Source organism: Nocardioides sp. SRI_004 (genome assembly GCF_057586415.1).
In genome coordinates this window covers 221637-237702 of the sequence record NZ_JBYCZV010000003.1, presented here as the reverse complement: position 1 = coordinate 237702, position 16066 = coordinate 221637, and the positions used below count along the sequence as shown (strand labels likewise).

Below are 16066 nucleotides of genomic sequence, written 5' to 3'. Positions count from 1 at the left end.
CTGCCTGTGATGATCGGGCGCATGATGACCAAGGAGGAGTACCTCGCCCGCGCCGCCGCCCAGGACGACTGGTCGCCGGGCTGGGACGCGATCGACGAGGCCTTCGCCGCCCTCTACCCGGGCGTCGAGCCGGCGCATCTCGCGACGCTGATGCCGGTCCGCGCGATGTTCGGCGGGCCCGAGCACCTCGACGGGGTCAGCTTCTTCCCGAGCCCGGGCGGCTACCAGCACCTGGTCACCTACGGCATCTCGAACCTGTACGTCGACGAGGAGTCCTTCGGCGCCGAGCACGGCGGCTGGGGCTACGAGCTGACCATCAAGCTGCGCGCCGACGACCCGGACGACTGCCACTGGGCAGCCGGCTCGCTCGGCGCGCTCGCGCGCTACACAGCGACGTCGAGGCGCTGGTTCGAGCCGTGGCAGTTCGTCGGCGGCGGCGCGAACCCGCTGCGGGTGGGCAGCGACACGCAGCTCACCAGCTACCTCGTCGTACCGGACACCGAGGTGCCGGGGATCGACACGGTGCACGGGCGCGTCGACTTCCTGCAGCTGGTGGGCGTGACGCAGGGCGAGTTCGACTGGATGGCCGAGGGCGGCCCGGACCGGGCGCGCGAGCTCGCCGAGCGGATCGCGGCGGACGACAACCCGAACCTCGTCACCGACCTCGCGCGGACCAGGACCTACGTGCCTGGGCATCACATCTAGCGCTCAGCGCACGGTCCGACCGCGCCGCCGGGGAAGCAGACGTAGACCGGCGCACTGACCGAGCGGGCTCCGCTGGCGTCGGTGACGCTGGCCCGGAGGCGCACCACGCCGGCGCCGGGTGCGTGGACGTCGCTGACCGGCAGCGTGCCGGTGAGCTGGCCGTCGATGCGGGACGACGGGTGGGCGTGGAAGCCCCCGTCGGTGCTGTTGCCCGTGTAGTGGAGGAAGTCGACCTCGAGGCGGGTCCGGGCCGCGAGCTCGGCGGGCAGGTCGCCGTCGGGGTCGGCGACCTCGATCTCCCACGGGACCGTGCCGTCGACGGCGACCACGCCGTTGACGGGCGCGCGCAGCTCGACCACGGGTGGTCCGCCCACGCGGGTCCAGGTCACCTCGGCCTCGGCGTCGGTCTCGTCGCCGTGCACCAGCTCGGCCCGGACGACGTGCTGTCCGGGGCCGAGCGCGACGTCGTGCTGGCGGTGCTGGAGCTGCCAGAACGGGTTGGACCAGAAGTCGTGCACCACCTGGTCGTCGACCCACAGCCGCACCCACTCGCTGCCCTCGACCGTGAACCGCCAGGTGCCGGCGTCCAGGGCGACGCGGCCGCGCCACGCGGTGCCGAACCGGTCGCCGGGATGGGCTCTCGTGTCCTCCTGCTCGTCCGGCAGCCAGGGCGAGCCGTCCGTCGCGAGCCGGATCCCGGGCTCGCAGGTCGGGGCGGCCAGCGGCTGCGGCGGGAGCTGGACGGCGGCGTACGGGAGCAGCCAGCTGTACGGACCCTCGGGGACCTCGTCGTCGAAGGGCGAGTCCGGCCCGTCGAGGTCGTGGAAGGTACGACGGAAGGTGCCCACCGGGCACTGGTCGGCCTGCTGGGCGCCGGTCCAGCGGATCCGCCGCAGCGCGCCGGTGGTGATCGACACGGTCCACACCAGTCCGTCCGGGCCGGTGAGGAGCTTGACCGGTCCGGCAGCGGCGCTCGCATCGGCGAGCAGGGCCGGGTCGGAGACCGCGCCGCCGTGCGCGACCTCGGCCGTGCGGAGGAAGCCCTGGGCGTAGTCGCCGAAGAGGTACCGGCCGCGCATCGCCGCCGGGTAGGCCTCCGAGTCGAGGAAGACGCCGCCGGAGATCGAGCCGCCGGCGCCCGTGTGCGGATAGGAGTACGACGGCCCGCGGGTCGCCGGCTCGTCGCGGATCGCCGCGCACGCGTGCCAGGGGCTCTCGTCGTCCGTCACGTCGCCGAGCGCGGTGTCCGCGTCCCCCTCCCGGCACGGCCAGCCGAAGTTCGCCGGACCGCCCGCCGGAGTGAGGTCGTGGAGCTCGACGACGTCGACCTCCTCGCTCGCGCCCTCGCCGACGTCGCCGATGACGAGGTGGCCGTCGTGGACGGTGAACCGGAACGGGTTGCGGAGCCCGAGCGCGAGGACCCGGGAGGCGTTCGTGGTGCCGTCGCCGTCGTACCACGGGTTGCCGGGGACGCCCTCCCCGGTGGCCGGGTCGACGCGGAGCACCTTGCCGGCGAGCACGTCCGGGTCCTGCGCGCGCAGTGTCTCGGGGCGACCGGCCAGGCCGTCGGCGGTGTAGTAGAGGGACCCGTCGCCGACGCCGACGAGCAGGTTGCCCTCGCCGTCGAACCCGAGGTCGCCGATGGTGTGGGCCTCGCCGAGGAGCGGGAGGCAGCCGGGCGTGCGGATCCCGTCGTCCGCCGAGCAGGCGGGACCGGTGACCCCGCCGAGCACGACGTGGCGGCTGTCGGGGTCGAGGACGTCGTCGTCCCACGTGTAGCGGACGACCTGCTGCGTGCGCCGCACGCCGGCGCCCTCGTCACCCTCCTCACCGTCGTCGCGGACGTAGGAGAGGTAGACGAACCCGTTGTCGGCGAAGCCCGGGTCGGCAGCGATGCCGATCAGGCCCGCGTCCCCGCCGTCGTGCACCTCGTCGCGCAGGTCGAGGACCTCGCGCGGGAGCGACCAGCCGTCCTCCCCCGGCTCGACGGCCCTGACCACGCCGGCCTTCTCGGTGACGAGCACGCCACCCGTGGGCAGGGCCGCCGCACTCGTCGGCAGCTCGAAGCCGTCCTGCACCACCTCGATCGCGTACCCCTCCGCCACCCCGCTGTCGGCGGTGACCGGCGCCGCCGCGGTCACGACGTCGGTCGCGGGGCTGAGCACGCTGTCGAGCGGACCGATCGCCCGGGCGACCACGTCGTGCCGGCCCACCCGCGGCGTCCACGTCGTCGTGTACGGCGCCGTGGAGTCCTTCGCGAGCAGCACCCCGTCGGCGAAGAAGCGGACCTCGCGCACCGTCCCGGTGGTCGCGGCGTCGATCCGGACGTCGTCACCGTCGGGCGTGGTGGTGACCGCGAGGGTGGGCGGCTGTTGCACCGGGGAGACGACGGTGGCCCGGCCGGCGTGGGCGGGCAGGACGGCCCGCAGGTCCCTGCCCTGCGTCGTGGCGAGGGTCGCGATGAGGACGACGAGGCGCGAGGTGGTGGCGGTGGTTGCGGCGACCACGGTCCAGCCGGTGGCCGTGCGGGCCTGCAGCTGGACCGGCCGTCCGGCGAGCAGGTGCGAAGCGGTGATCCGCGCCTCCGCCTTCCCGGCGACGATCCGGGTGGCCAGCGTGACCGTCTCGGTCGCGGCCGTGACCGTGGTGCTCCGGGTCGCGACCGCCGGGAGTCGTCGGCCGCCGGTGCGGTACGACGGCGCGAGGACCCGCAGCGAGGTCCGGGACTCGGTGAGCCTGCTCCGGAAGGTGGCCCGGCCGGTCGTCGTACTCCAGGCGCGGGTGAGGGTCACCCACCGGCCGCCGCTGGCCCGCTGCAGCTGCACCGGGCGTCGTACCCGGGTCGGCAGGGTCGTCGTCACCTGCACGGTGTCGCCGACGACGGGCACCGTCGGCGTGACGGTGAGCGACGGCGTGGCGGCATGGGCCGGTCCGGGGGCGAGGACGCACGCCAGCGGCAGGCAGAGCACGAGCGCGACGACCGCGCCCCTCACACGCGAGAGCACCCGCCCACGCTCGCACCGGTCTCCCCGCGGCCGGGCGCGGTTGGCTCTCCGGGGGACCTTGGTCCCGGCACCTCTGACCGTCCGGTCCCGACTCCTCGAAACCAACCACGAGCCACCCTCGACGGGGGCACGATGGAGGGGTGAGGCCCTGGGACACCGTCAGCACCCGCCTCCACCAGTCCAGGTGGGGCCTCGTCGCCCTGCTCATGGTCATCGTCATCGTGACGCGCGACGAGCGCGGCTGGTGGCTGCTCCCCCTCGCCGTCGCCCTGCTGTCGGGCTTCTGGCTCCCGGCGCTGGCGGCCCTGCGCGAGGCTCCCTCGGCGGTGCGGGCACGACAGGACGAGCGGATCGAGCGGCGGCAGATCGCGGCGGCCCGGCGGGAGATCGCCCGGCACCGCGGGCTGTTCCACTGACCTGACGAGGCCGAAGTTCGCGCGCGCAGCCGCTCCGGTGGTCGAGGGGTGGTCGAGGAGGTCGCGCAGCGACCCGGTGGTCAAGGAGGTCGCGCAGCGACCGTCACGAGACCCCTTGCTCCGGCGCACCCGCTGTGCCCTGCGGTCGGGTGCGTGGTGGGGTTCTCAAGCGCAGCGACGAGGGCGGTGGGAGCGGGGCTGGGTTCCGGTTGTCGGGTGCGGTCCGGCAGCTCCGCGAGTGACTCCTTGCGCCACTGGTCGTCCACAACGCCCGGCGGGCGCGCCGTTGTGCACAGGCAAGTCCCGCGCCAACCGGTTGTGTCGGTCCTCCGTGATCCAATACACGTATGGCCACTCGGGACAGACACCACCAGCTCGCGGACATGTCCGCCGACGCTGTGCTGTCGTTCGCCGAGAACCAACACGCAGCACGGCTGACTGCGGAACGAGCGATCCTCGAAGCCGCCTACCAATGGGCAGTCCTGCACTCGCCCGACGCCCTGCCGGCGTCGGACCGTCGCGGACGTGAGCGGGCCAAGCCTGCTGGTGCCGTGGGTACGCCGCGGATCACCGAGCACGCCGCGGCGACCTTCGGCGCCCGCATCCAGACGTCACCGTACGGCGCGAAGAGGCTCATTGCGGACGCGGTCGACCTCGTCCACCGCCTCCCCAAGCTCTGGGCCGGCGTCCAAGCCGGGAAAGTGCGGTCCACGCATGCGCGTCATGTCGCCGACGCGACGCGTGAGCTGTCGGCTGAGGAGGCCGGGTGGGTGGACGCCGAGGTCGTCGAGATCGCCGACGGCCGGCTGGCCTGGACCCGGTTCGAAGCCATCGTGGAGGGCAAGGTCGCCGCCGCGTCCCCCGAGCTCGCCCGAGCCAAGGAAGAGGCTGCTGCGAAGGACAACTACGTCCGGGTCTCACGGATCAACAAGCACGGCAAGGCCACCCTGACGTTCCACACCGACGCGGCCCTCATCCTCGGCTCCAACGCCGGCGTCACAGCCGTGGCCAAAGGGCTCGAGGACCAGATGCCCGACGCCACCAAGAACGAGCGCCGCGTCGCCGCCCTCGCTCTCCTGACCAACCCTCAGGCCCACGTCGACCTGAGCGTGGGGCCGGTGAAGCCCAAGGTCGAGATCGTCCTGCACTGCACCCCCGACTCCGCCATCGCACGGATGGAGGGCCACGGCCCGCTCACGATCGAGTACGTCCGCCACCTCGTCGCCCACTACGCGAGCTGCGTCAAGGTCCAGCCGGTCATCGACCTCAACCAGGGCGCCGCCGTCGACGCCTACGAGATCCCGCACCGGCTCCGCGAGGCCGTGCACCTCATCCACCCCGGCGACACCTTCCCCTTCGCCGCGAACCTGTCCCGCAAGGTCGACCTGGACCACCAGATCCCCTACGCCGAGGGCGGCACCACCTCGACCGACAACCTGGGGCCGTTGACGAGGACTCACCACCGGATCAAGACCCACGCCGGCTGGGAGGTCCGACAACCCTTCCCCGGGATCGTCATCTGGCGAGACCCACACGGGGCCCACTACCTGGTCGACCAGACCGGAACACGACGAGTCACCGCCACCCGGCGGGACCGGACTCCACCACGCCCCGACCACTACACCCGCGACGTCATCGTCTGCGACCTCACCGCCTGACACGAGTCGGGGCTGCCCGACCCGGACCGTGCGCTCGCACCTGCCGACGAGCCGACAGGGCCCGCGCGCCATGGGCCCGTGCCCGCCTTTTCGCCGCGAACCATCCGAATCCCCGCGCGACGATGGGCAGCCACCTACGGTCGGCGGATGACCATCGCACGGCCCGTCGCCGCTCTCGCAGCCATCACCGCTCTCGTCACGTCCTGCAGCGACACCGCGGACGACGCGGCGGGAGCGAGCAAGGACGACAAGCCACAGGAAACCGGCATCGTCGCGACCGCGGCAGGCGGCATGAAGGTCGAGTTCACGGACTTCACGGTGACCTGCCGGCCGAGCGAGGACGACCAGCCCGACGCGCAGATCGTCAGCGCTACCTCCGGATGGGACTTCAACCGCGGCCCGGGTGGACCGACCGTACCCACGGAGCCCGCGATGCTGATCGAGGCCGCGGACACCACCGGCAAGGAGACACTCGACCTTCCTCATGTCGAGGAATGGGGCAACGAGAAGACGTTCCTTGTCGGCTTCATCACCGAGGTGGGCAAAGAGGTCGAGCTCTCCTCCGCCGAGGAGCAGGCCACCGGCCAGATCGAGGTGATCAGCGCGTCGTGCGATCCGGAGCCCCGCTTGGAGGTTCGGATCGACGGCACCTTCGGGAGCGAGGTCTCGGACGCGACCGTGACGGTCAAGGGCTACGTTTCGGCGGACTGAACAGCTGGCACCGCCAGCCCGCAGCCCGACCGATGTCGAGAACCCGCCACCCGCTCCGTCTCCCCTTCAGCACCCCACCGATGAAGGATGGCTCCCATGTTCCAGCTCCAGCAGTTCGACCACGTCGGCATCACCGTCAGCGACCTCGACGCCGCGACGGCCTTCTTCACCACGCTCGGCCTGGAGGTCGAGGGCCGCACGTTCGTCGAGGGCGAGTTCCTCGACACCGTGAGCGGCATCCCGGACTCGCGGGTGGAGGTGGTGATGCTGCGGCCCGTCGGCGGCGGGACGGCGATCGAGCTTGCGGCGTACGTCCGACCGGAGCACACGACGGGCTCCCCCGCCGCGATGGCGAACGAGCTCGGTCTGCGCAACGTGTGCTTCGAGGTCAGTGGCCTGCGCGAGCTGGTCGCGAGGCTCGCGGAGGACGGGTACGGGCTGGTCGGCGGGATCGGTGAGTACGAGGGCAGCTGGCTGATGGCCTACGTGCGCGGCCCGGACGGGATCGTCGTCGCGGTCGCCGAACGGGTCCAGCAGACCGGGGACCGATGAGAAACCGCCCGACCGGGTGTCGTATCCCGCATGACTGAGATCAACGTGCTGGTGTCGGGCGCGAGCATCGCGGGCCCGGCGCTGGCCCACTGGCTGCACCGCCGGGGCGCGAACGTGACCGTGGTCGAGCAGGCGCCGGGGCTGCGGCCGGGCGGACAGGCGGTGGACGCGCGCGGCGTGGCCAAGGAGGTCATCCGCCGGATGGGCCTCGACGCGACCGTGCGGGCGGCGTGCACGAACACGCAGGGCGCGTACTCGGTCGACGCCGACGGCAACGTGCTGGAGACCTACCGCGCCGAGGACGACGGCGGCGACGGCTACGTGTCCGAGATCGAGATCCTGCGCGGCGACCTCGCGCAGATCCTGTACGACGACACGAGCCCGCACGCCGAGTACCTCTTCGGCGACCGCATCGCCGGGCTCACCCAGGACGAGGACGGCGTCGACGTCGTCCTCGCCAGCGGCGTCCGGCGTCGCTTCGACCTCGTGATCGGCGCCGACGGCCTGCACTCGGCGCTGCGCGAGATGGTCTTCGGGCCGCGGGAGGAGTTCGTCCGCCACCTCGGGCTGGTGCTCGCGTTCTTCACGGTGCCGAACGAGTTCGGGCTCGAGGGCTGGATGTACGACCACCAGGAGGCCGGGCGGTGGGCCGGCCTGCGTCCCGTCCCCGACCCGTCCAGGGCGATCGCGATGCTGTCCTTCCCGGCCGCCGACTTCGCGATCGACCACCGCGACGTCGCGGCCCAGAAGCAGCTCCTGCACGAGCAGATGACCGGCTTCGGTTGGGAGACGCCGCGCATCCTCCCCCACGTCGACGACTCCCCGGACTTCTACCTCGACCAGGTCGCCCAGGTCGTGATGGAGGACTGGTCGCGCGGCCGCGTCGGCCTGCTGGGCGACGCCGCCTTCAGCGCATCGCCCATGTCCGGCGCCGGCACCGGGCTCGCGCTGGTCGGCGCCTACCTCCTCGCCGGCGAGCTGGCCGCCGCGGGTTGGGACGCCGAGGCCGGGTTCGCGGCCTACCGGGAGCGGATGCGTGACTACGTCGACGCCAACCAGGAGATCGGCCGGATGCACGTGGACATGCTCACCGGCTCCGGCCCCGCTCCGGAGGACCTCGACATGGAGGCGATGACCGCCCTGGTCGAGCGCGCCGTCAACGGGCCCGAGCTCCCGGAGTATCCCTAGGATCCCCCCATGACCGGGCTTCCCACGTTCCGCGCCGCCACCACCGACGACGTCGACGCGATCGTGGCGCTGGTCGAGTCCGCCTACCGCGGCGATGCCAGCCGGGCCGGCTGGACCACCGAGGCCGACCTCCTCGACGGCCAGCGGACCGACCCGGACGCCGTCCGCGGCTCGATCGCGGCCCCCGACAGCGTGGTGGTGCTCGCCGAGCACCCTGGAGCTGGCCGAGGCGCACTGGCGGCCTGCTGCCACGTGCAGCGCCGCGGGCCGCGCTGCTACTTCGGCATGTTCGCCGTCGACCCGGCCCGCCAGGGCAGCGGGATCGGCGGGCAGGTGATGGCGTACGCCGAGGAGCTGGCCCGCACCCGCTGGGGGTGCAGCGTCATGGAGATGACCGTGATCCGCCAGCGCACCGACCTGATCGCGTTCTACGAGCGGCGCGGCTACACCGACACCGGTCGCCGCTCGCCCTTCCCGTACGGCGACGAGCGGTTCGGTGTCCCCCGCCGCGACGACCTCGAGTTCACCCTGCTCGAGAAGGGGCTCTGAGGAGTGGCCGCTCCGCGACGCTCCCGCGGCCGGCGCCGCAGCGGCTCGCGCCCGTCCGAGCGACCGCTCCCGTTCACCGGTCCGGGCGAGCGCCTGTGGGTGCTCGACGTCCCCTACGGCACCCAGGTCGAGGGTGCGACCTGGCACCCGGCGGTCCGGACCCACCTGTACGCCGGCCGGGCGCTCCCCGCGCACCTGGCGCCCTACGCGCCGGGGCCGCACACGCTCGGCAGGTTCATCGAGAACACCCTCAACCCCGGCGCCCCGGCGCCCGTCCCTGAGCCGACGGACCCCCTCGAACCCCGGCGGATCCAGTTCGAGGCGGCCGACGCCATCGCGGCGCGGGCGGAGGCGGGCGGACGGATGTTCCTGCTGGCCGACGAGCCCGGTGTCGGCAAGACGATCTCCGCAGTCCTCGGGGCGATCGCCGTCGGCGACCTCCGGGGCGCGCGACGGGTCCTCGTCGTCGCCGACCGGCCGGCCGCGATCACGATCGGCCACTGGTGCCGCACCATCACCGCGCTCGGCGACGGCGGCCTCGAGTGGGTCGTCATCACCTGGGACCGGCTGGAGAAGGTGAAGGACCACACCTGGGACGTGATCATCGCCGACGAGGCCCACGCCCTGCGTCGTACGACGACGAAGCGGTGGAAGCTCTGGGCCCGGATCTCCGGGCACGGCAAGCCGCACGACAAGGCACCCTTCGTCATCGCGACGACCGCGACGCCCGGCCACACGCCGCTGGAGCTCCCGTACCTGGCGCCGGCGTACGCGCAGGTGCTGGGCGAGCCGATGAAGGAGTGGGCGTCTGCGACCCAGCCCGGCGCCGCCTTCGCGGCCGCCCTCGAGCGTCACGGCGTCGGCGTCGAGCAGGGCCGGTACGGCGCCAGCTGGACCACCGACGCGGCGCAGCGTGCCGCCGACCTCAAGCTGGTGCGCGGCTGGCTCGCCGACGAGCGCCCGCCGGCCATGCTGCACCGCGCCGCCCCGTGGGGCCCCGTGCCGATCTCTGGCATGCCCGTGACCCTGACCCCCGCCGAGCGGGCGGCGTACGAGGCCGAGTGGGGAGAGTTCTGCCGCGAGATGGACATCGCGCGCCGTGGCCGCAATGTCGCGAAGGGCCGGGCCGCCCTGCTGCGCTTCCGCCAGAAGGCGGGGCTGATCCGGGTCGACTCCACGGTCGACTGGATCGCGCAGCAGGTCCAGGCCGAGCGGCAGGTGGCGTGCTCGGTCGAGTTCGTCGCGACGGCGGCCGACCCGATCGCCGACCGGCTGCGCGACTCCGGGATCGAGGTGGCCACGATCTACGGTCGCGACCGGTTCGACGCCGAGGCCGAGCGGCTGCGCTTCCAGACCGGCGAGGCGAAGGTGTGCGTCTTCACCACCGTCGCCTCGATCAGCCTGCACGCGGGCGAGACGCTCGCCGACGGCCGCCGCGCGAGCACCGAGCCGCGGGTCGGTGTCTTCCACCAGGCCCGCTTCTCGGGCATCGCCGGACGGCAGGTCACCGGCCGCACCCACCGCGACCACCAGGTCTCGCCGTGGCACATCGCCTACGCCGAGGGCACGGTCGAGGAGCAGGTCGGCAAGGTGATGGTGGAGCGGATCGCCGCGGCCTCCGACACCGTCGGAAGCGACACCACCGGCCTTGCCGACCTCGCCCTCCTCCTCGGCGCGGACTGGCTTCCGTCGACAGCCCTGACCGAGGAGTAGGGCCGCTCAGCCTCGTCAGACGGACAGCTGGATCACGTTCGACTCCGCGTCGTCGAGCTCGTCGGCGTCGAAGATGAACGACTGCACCGCATAGGCGCCCGGCCCGAACCGGTCGACGGCGTCCCTCAGGTCGAAGCTCACCTCGAAGGAGCCGTCCGACTGGGTCAGCGTCACCAGGTTCAGCACGTCACGACCACCCGGCTCGCTCACGTCGATGACGATCCGCTGGTCGCCCACCGCGGGCCGGACCCAGCCGTGCACGGCGTACCCGAACTCGCCGAGCTCCTTGTCGTGCCCGACCTCCATCTTGATCTCGGCCCGGCGTCGCACGTGCACGCGGTAGAACACGCCGCCGATCGGGTAGAACCGCGACGCCGCGCCGTCACCGCTCGGCATCACGCTGACCGGGTAGGTGCGCTCCACCTGGCCCCGGACCCGCACCGGCGCGAGGCCGACATACTTGCGGTGGTCGTCGCGCTTCTCGTCGTCGCGGCGCAGGTTGCCGATCTCGTACGCCGCCAGGTCGTCGGTCGGCCAGATCGCCACGTCGATCTCCTTCTCGGCCAGGCCGTCGAGCCAGACCCAGGCGAAGGGAACCTGCGCCATCCACCCCTCGGGCACCCCGGTGAGGGAGACCTGCACGGCGCGACGCTCGTCGACCGGGTTGCGGATCGCCGTACGCACCAGCACCGGCTCGCACGGGCTGCCGCCGCCGGTGATGAAGTCGGCGACGTTCTCCTGCGCGGAGTTGTTGTGCCCGCTGATCTCCCCCAGTTGGGCGGAGGCGTAGGCCTTCAGGCAGGTGTGCTTGCCCACGACCGGCACCCAGTTGCAGGTGACGTCGGCCGAGCCGTTGGCGGAGATCGACGGGACCGTGGTGATGCCGATCGGCGACCAGTTGCCGTTGTCGCCCACGCCGGGCGGCGAGACGGCGTACTGCGTCACCTTGACGTTGGTGGCCCCGGTCGCGCCCGAGACGTGCACCCGGGACACGAACTTGTTGACCTTGTTGACCCGCGGCTTGTCACCGTTGCCGAGCGGACGGCCCTGGCTGTCGAGGGCGTTGTCGAACGACCCGAACGGGTCGCGGTCGACCCAGATGTCGGGCGAGGTGTAGTCCGATCCCCAGGGCTCCACCTTCAGGTCGAAGGAGCCGTTGGGGTCGTCGGAGATGTTCTGCGCCCATTCGACGCGCACCCGGCACACCAGCGGCCGGGCCTGGACGTTGTCGTCGAGCACGGTGATCTTCAGGGCGCGCGCGGGGTCCTCCGCGAACTGGTCCTTGAGCAGGACGTCGGGGCCGTGCATCAAGGTGATGAACCGGGTCTGCTGGTTGTTGTTCATCACGCCCGCGATGGCGCGGGTCACCACGACGCCACCCTGGTTGGCCGATGCCCCGAAGGGGATGTTGTCGTCGTACACCTGGGCCGTGGTGCCGGGGCGCTGGCGCACCTGGACGTAGTACGACAGCGCGTCGGAGACCTTGATCTTGACCAGGTGCACGCGGTTCGGGTCGTTGTCCTCGGTGAGGCCGTGCGCGACCACGTCGATGGTGAAGGCGTTGGCGTTGTGGTCCCAGACCAGCTCGCGGACGTTGGCCGGCTTGTAGTAGCCGAGCTTGTCGAGGTGGTAGCCGGAGAACAGCGGGTGGCTGTCGTGGTTGCCCATCATCTCGAAGGCCGACGCCGTGGCCGCGCCGGGATCGACGAGGTCGGAGCCGTACACGTCCTCCCCCAGCGTGCCCGTGCCGTCGCCGGTGCTCGTCGGCGCGGACACGATGTTGTGCCCGAACTCGTGCGCGAAGCGCCCCCAGTCGGCCTGGTCGTTGATGAACAGCGTGTTGATCGCGTTGTTGGTCGTCAGGTTGATCGAGATCCGGTTCGGGTCGCCGGCGGGCAGCCCGTTGTCGTAGGAGAAGGTGCTCTGCGCCCCGCCTCCCCAGGCCCGCACGAAGGTGCCGTTGGTGAACGTCACGAACGCGATCATCTGGTAGTCGTTGAGGTTCAGCCCTTGGTCCACGGCGGCTCGCGCACCGATCGCGGCGATCCGGCCGAGCTGGTTGGACCGGAAGTTCTGGACGCTCGGCGAGCTGTCGACGAAGTCGTTGAGGGTGCCGTCGAGGGTCGCGAAGTTGGTCAGCGCCGTCGTGACCACCGTCTGGCCGTAGCTCGCCTGGTCGTAGAAGGTCCGCACCGTGCCCCACTTGGTGTCGACGGCGCTGCGGGTCGCCGCCGGGTTGGCGGGCGCGGTGTCGTTGGGCTGGAGCATCACGACCAGCACCTTGATCGTGCCCTTGGCCGGTACGTCGCCCGCGCCGGGCGTCGGCGTCACGCCCGTGGTGACGACCGGCGGGCCGTCGGTGGTGTTGTCGCCCGGCACCGGGTAGCCGGTGATCGTGAAGGGCGCGGCGGAGGTCGCCGTCCCTGCGGCGACCGTGACCTCGACCGGGCCGGTGTCGGCGTCGGGCGGCACCAGCACCTTCAGCTCGGTCGCCGTCGCCGCGAGGACGAAGGCGGCGGCACCGCCGACCTTCACGTCGTTCTCCCACCGGGTGGTGGAGAACGGCCCACCGGTGATCGTGAGGATGGTGCCGCGGGGGCCGGACCCGGGCGAGATCCCGGAGATGGACGGCCCGACGATGGTGTGGAGGTGCTTGTCCAGCCACTCCTTGAGGCGCAGCGGCCTCTCGGCGAGCTCGAGCGGGATCAGGTCGAGCGGCTTCCGGCGATGGAGGATTTCTGACATGACGACTCCTGGGAGGGGTGGGGTCCCGTCGTCTACGGGGCCCTCACTGTCAGGAGCGCGGTGCGCGAGCGCTGATACACCCGACACAGGTCCGTGCGGTGGGGCGCACCTCCAGCCGGCCCTCGGCGATCGGCTGGCCGCACACCTCGCACACGCCGTAGGTCCCCGCCGCCAGCCGCTCGAGGGCGGCGTCGACCTCGGCCAGTCGCTCCCTGACCTGGGCGACGAGCGCCGCCAGCTGGGAGCGCTCGAAGGCGATCGTCGCGCCCTCGGGGTCGTGCTCGTCGTCGGCGTTGGTGTCGCGGGAGGCGGCGACGACCTCGTCGAACTGGCCGGTCAGGCCGGCGAGGCGTCGTACGGCCTCGTCACGCTCGGCCTCCAGCAGCTCCCGCACCCGGTCCATCCCGTCATGGTGCCAGTCGAGTGGGACAGTCCCTCGACCAGAACTAGAACGCGTTCTAGGCTGCGTCCATGGACCTTGCCGCGATCGAGGAGATCAAGCGCCTCAAGCACCGCTACTTCCGCACGCTCGACCTCAAGCAGTGGGAGGAGTTCGGCGACTGCCTCGCCGAGGACGTCACCGCCCGCTACGGCACCCAGGCGATGGGCGAGCCGCTGCACTACGACAACCGTGCCGATGTCGTGGCCTTCATGGAGAAGAACCTCAGCGGCGGAACCATCACCGTCCACATCGCCAACCACCCCGAGATCGAGGTCGACGGCGACACCGCGTCCGGGTCGTGGGCGTTCGAGGACACCGTCATCGTCCCCGACTTCAAGGTCCAGATCCGCGGGGCCGGCTACTACCGCGACACCTACCGCCGCGACGCCGACGGCGCCTGGCGGATCGCGTCGACGCAGTACGAGCGCATCTACGAGGCACTGACCTCGCTCGACGACACCCCCAGCTTCAAGCTCATCGCCAACCGCTGGGACCCCTCACTCGAGCACTAGCCTCAGGGCTTGCCGACGATGCGGTCGATGACCGCCTGCGACACCGAGTGGTACGACGGCCGGGCGGTCGCGTAGATCTCCCGCGCCCGCGCCAGGCCGCGCTCGCTGCCGGCGAGCTTCTCGTACACGCGCCGGATGTAGAGCGCACGACCGTGCCGGGTGAGGAAGTCGGCGAGCGCCCGGTCGACGGCGGGGGCCTCGAACACGTAACCGGACTCGGCGGCCAGCTCGAGCCACGCGGTGGCGATCTCGATGTTGCCGCTGCCGCTGAACCCGAAGGCCTCGTCGACGGCCGCGAGCGTCGCGGCCGGGCTGTCGACGGGCAGCGCCCGCACGAAGTGCACCCACTGCTGGCTCACCCAGCCCTCGGTGTCGAGCGCCGCGACGACTCCCCCGTCGACCGGTCCACCGAGGAGCGCGGCGACCTGCTCGTCCACCCGGTCGAAGGCGTCGGAGGCGAACACCGGTGCGTTCGACGGGACGCCCGGGCCGTGCACCCACGCCTCCAGCTGCAGGTCCTCGTCGCTGATGCCCGCCGGCTCCAGCAGCTCGGCCCGCAGGTGGGCGAGGAAGGTCGCGGTGTCCATCGACTCGAAGGCGAAGGTGTCGAAGTAGGAGCGCAGGAATGCGTCGAAGCGCGTGCGGCCGACCTTCGCCTCGATGAGCCGCAGGAACAGCGAGCCCTTCTCGTAGGGGATCTTCGTCGGCCCGTCGTCCGGGTCGCGGCCGGCCATGTCGAGCTCGAGCCAGGTGTCGCGCGGCTGCTCGTCGGCGACCGCCCGCTCGAGGTCCTGGCGACCGAGTCGCAGCAGCATGTCGGTGTACGGGCCGCCGTACAGCTCCTCGTCGATGCGGGTCTCGAAGTAGACGGTGAAGCCCTCGTTGAGCCAGATGTCGTTCCACGTCGAGTTCGTGACCAGGTTGCCCGACCACGAGTGCGCCAGCTCGTGCGCGATCAGGGTCACCAGTGACCGGTCACCGGCGAGGATCGTCGGCGTCGCGAACGTGAGGCGGGGGTTCTCCATGCCGCCGTACGGGAAGCTCGGCGGCAGCACGAGGATGTCGTAGCGGCCCCAGCGGTAGGGGCCGTAGAGCCGCTCGGCGGCCTCGATCATCGCCTCGGTGTCGGCGAACTCCCAGGCTGCGCCGTCGACGACCGACGCCTCGGCGTACACGCCGCTGCGGCCGCCGAGCTCACGGAACTCGAGGTCGCCGACCGCCAGCGCGATGAGGTACGACGGCACGGGCTGCGGCATCGAGAAGCGGTAGGTCCCGTCGGTGCGCTCGACCGGGTTCTCGGCGCTCATCAGGGCCAGCAGGTCCGCCGGCACCCGGACGGTGGCGTCGTAGGTGACCCGGACCGCCGGGCTGTCCTGGCACGGGATCCAGGTCCGGGCGAGGATCGGCTGCGCCTGGGTGAAGAGGAACGGCTTGCCGGACGCGGTCTGCTCCGGCTCGAGCCACTGCATCGCCCGCGCCTCGGGGCTGGTGGCGTAGTGGACGACGACGCGGTCGGCGGCGCCGACCTCGATGGTCAGCGCGCTGCCCAGGACCGGGTCGGGCGCACCGAGCTCGAAGGGCAGGTCGGCCCCGTCCGCGCCGCGGACCGCTGAGACGTCGAGCTGCCAGGTGTCGAGCACCAGCTGCGTGGCGTCGGCGTCGCGGTGCTCGAGGTCGAAGGCGGCGGTGCCACTCACCCGGCGGGCCGAGAAGTCGACGTCGAGGTCGAGCGAGATGTGGCGGACCACGACCTCGTTGGGACGCGAACGGGAGTGGGGGTCGGCGATGAATGACCTGGGCACCGGACCAACCTAGTCGGCGAGCTTCTGTACCAGGAACCGTGGCCCGCGCCTCCTCCTGACAAGCACCG

General features: G+C 71.9%; 13 protein-coding genes. 9 read left to right on the top strand and 4 right to left on the bottom strand.

Annotation, left to right across the window (positions count from 1 at the left end):
- Window positions 1-21: 21 nt before the first annotated feature.
- Window positions 22-705: a suppressor of fused domain protein gene (locus AC2YHB_RS05135; protein WP_487353600.1), complete on the top strand. Its 684-nt coding sequence runs from the start codon at window positions 22-24 to the stop codon at window positions 703-705.
- Here AC2YHB_RS05135 and AC2YHB_RS05130 read toward each other — a convergent pair.
- A complete protein-coding gene (locus AC2YHB_RS05130; RefSeq protein ID WP_487353599.1) occupies window positions 702-3710 on the bottom strand; it encodes a PQQ-dependent sugar dehydrogenase in 3009 nt (1002 codons plus the stop codon). The two genes, AC2YHB_RS05135 and AC2YHB_RS05130, sit on opposite strands and share 4 nt — an antisense overlap.
- 140 nt (window positions 3711-3850) lie before the next feature.
- On the opposite strand from AC2YHB_RS05130, the gene AC2YHB_RS05125 reads away from it, so the two are divergent.
- The 7 genes from AC2YHB_RS05125 to AC2YHB_RS05095 all read left to right on the top strand — a co-directional run bounded on the left by AC2YHB_RS05125 (window position 3851) and on the right by AC2YHB_RS05095 (window position 10497).
- On the top strand, window positions 3851-4126 hold the full coding sequence (locus AC2YHB_RS05125; RefSeq protein WP_179650960.1) for a hypothetical protein: 276 nt from the start codon (window positions 3851-3853) through the stop codon (window positions 4124-4126).
- Window positions 4127-4509: 383 nt separating this feature from the next.
- Complete coding sequence (locus AC2YHB_RS05120; RefSeq protein WP_179650958.1) at window positions 4510-5784, top strand: HNH endonuclease signature motif containing protein; 1275 nt, start codon at window positions 4510-4512, stop codon at window positions 5782-5784.
- A 78-nt stretch (window positions 5785-5862) separates the two neighbouring features.
- Window positions 5863-6495, top strand: a complete 633-nt coding sequence (locus AC2YHB_RS05115) for a hypothetical protein (RefSeq protein ID WP_487353598.1) — start codon at window positions 5863-5865, stop codon at window positions 6493-6495.
- Window positions 6496-6591: 96 nt separating this feature from the next.
- A complete protein-coding gene (locus tag AC2YHB_RS05110; protein ID WP_487353597.1) occupies window positions 6592-7047 on the top strand; it encodes a VOC family protein in 456 nt (151 codons plus the stop codon).
- Window positions 7048-7077: 30 nt separating this feature from the next.
- Window positions 7078-8235 (top strand): FAD-dependent monooxygenase, encoded by a 1158-nt coding sequence (locus AC2YHB_RS05105; protein ID WP_487353596.1) that lies wholly within the window; start codon window positions 7078-7080, stop codon window positions 8233-8235.
- Window positions 8236-8244: 9 nt separating this feature from the next.
- Complete coding sequence (locus AC2YHB_RS05100) at window positions 8245-8784, top strand: GNAT family N-acetyltransferase (RefSeq protein ID WP_487353595.1); 540 nt, start codon at window positions 8245-8247, stop codon at window positions 8782-8784.
- A 3-nt stretch (window positions 8785-8787) separates the two neighbouring features.
- Complete coding sequence (locus AC2YHB_RS05095; protein WP_487353594.1) at window positions 8788-10497, top strand: DEAD/DEAH box helicase; 1710 nt, start codon at window positions 8788-8790, stop codon at window positions 10495-10497.
- 15 nt (window positions 10498-10512) lie between these two features.
- On the opposite strand, the gene AC2YHB_RS05090 is transcribed toward AC2YHB_RS05095, so the two are convergent.
- Both AC2YHB_RS05090 and AC2YHB_RS05085 read right to left on the bottom strand, forming a co-directional pair.
- Entirely contained in the window at window positions 10513-13242 is a 2730-nt protein-coding gene (locus AC2YHB_RS05090) for an IPT/TIG domain-containing protein (RefSeq protein ID WP_487353593.1), read from the bottom strand.
- 49 nt (window positions 13243-13291) lie between these two features.
- The gene (locus AC2YHB_RS05085) at window positions 13292-13645 is read right to left on the bottom strand and encodes a TraR/DksA family transcriptional regulator (protein WP_487353592.1); all 354 of its coding nucleotides are present in this window, start codon (window positions 13643-13645) and stop codon (window positions 13292-13294) included.
- 68 nt (window positions 13646-13713) lie between these two features.
- On the opposite strand from AC2YHB_RS05085, the gene AC2YHB_RS05080 reads away from it, so the two are divergent.
- A complete protein-coding gene (locus tag AC2YHB_RS05080; protein ID WP_036542555.1) occupies window positions 13714-14196 on the top strand; it encodes a nuclear transport factor 2 family protein in 483 nt (160 codons plus the stop codon).
- 2 nt (window positions 14197-14198) lie between these two features.
- On the opposite strand, the gene AC2YHB_RS05075 is transcribed toward AC2YHB_RS05080, so the two are convergent.
- A complete protein-coding gene (locus AC2YHB_RS05075) occupies window positions 14199-15998 on the bottom strand; it encodes a M1 family metallopeptidase (RefSeq protein ID WP_487353591.1) in 1800 nt (599 codons plus the stop codon).
- Between the last annotated feature and the right edge of the window lie 68 nt (window positions 15999-16066).

What these genes read in the sequence shown, in the direction of transcription:
- AC2YHB_RS05120 (WP_179650958.1), top strand. Translation starts at nt 4,510, where the DNA reads ATGTCCGCCGACGCTGTGCTGTCGTTCGCCGAGAACCAACACGCAGCA.
- AC2YHB_RS05100 (WP_487353595.1), top strand. Translation starts at nt 8,245, where the DNA reads ATGACCGGGCTTCCCACGTTCCGCGCCGCCACCACCGACGACGTCGAC.
- AC2YHB_RS05135 (WP_487353600.1), top strand. Translation starts at nt 22, where the DNA reads ATGATGACCAAGGAGGAGTACCTCGCCCGCGCCGCCGCCCAGGACGAC.
- AC2YHB_RS05085 (WP_487353592.1), bottom strand. Translation starts at nt 13,645, where the DNA reads ATGGACCGGGTGCGGGAGCTGCTGGAGGCCGAGCGTGACGAGGCCGTA.
- AC2YHB_RS05105 (WP_487353596.1), top strand. Translation starts at nt 7,078, where the DNA reads ATGACTGAGATCAACGTGCTGGTGTCGGGCGCGAGCATCGCGGGCCCG.
- AC2YHB_RS05080 (WP_036542555.1), top strand. Translation starts at nt 13,714, where the DNA reads ATGGACCTTGCCGCGATCGAGGAGATCAAGCGCCTCAAGCACCGCTAC.
- AC2YHB_RS05090 (WP_487353593.1), bottom strand. Translation starts at nt 13,242, where the DNA reads ATGTCAGAAATCCTCCATCGCCGGAAGCCGCTCGACCTGATCCCGCTC.
- AC2YHB_RS05110 (WP_487353597.1), top strand. Translation starts at nt 6,592, where the DNA reads ATGTTCCAGCTCCAGCAGTTCGACCACGTCGGCATCACCGTCAGCGAC.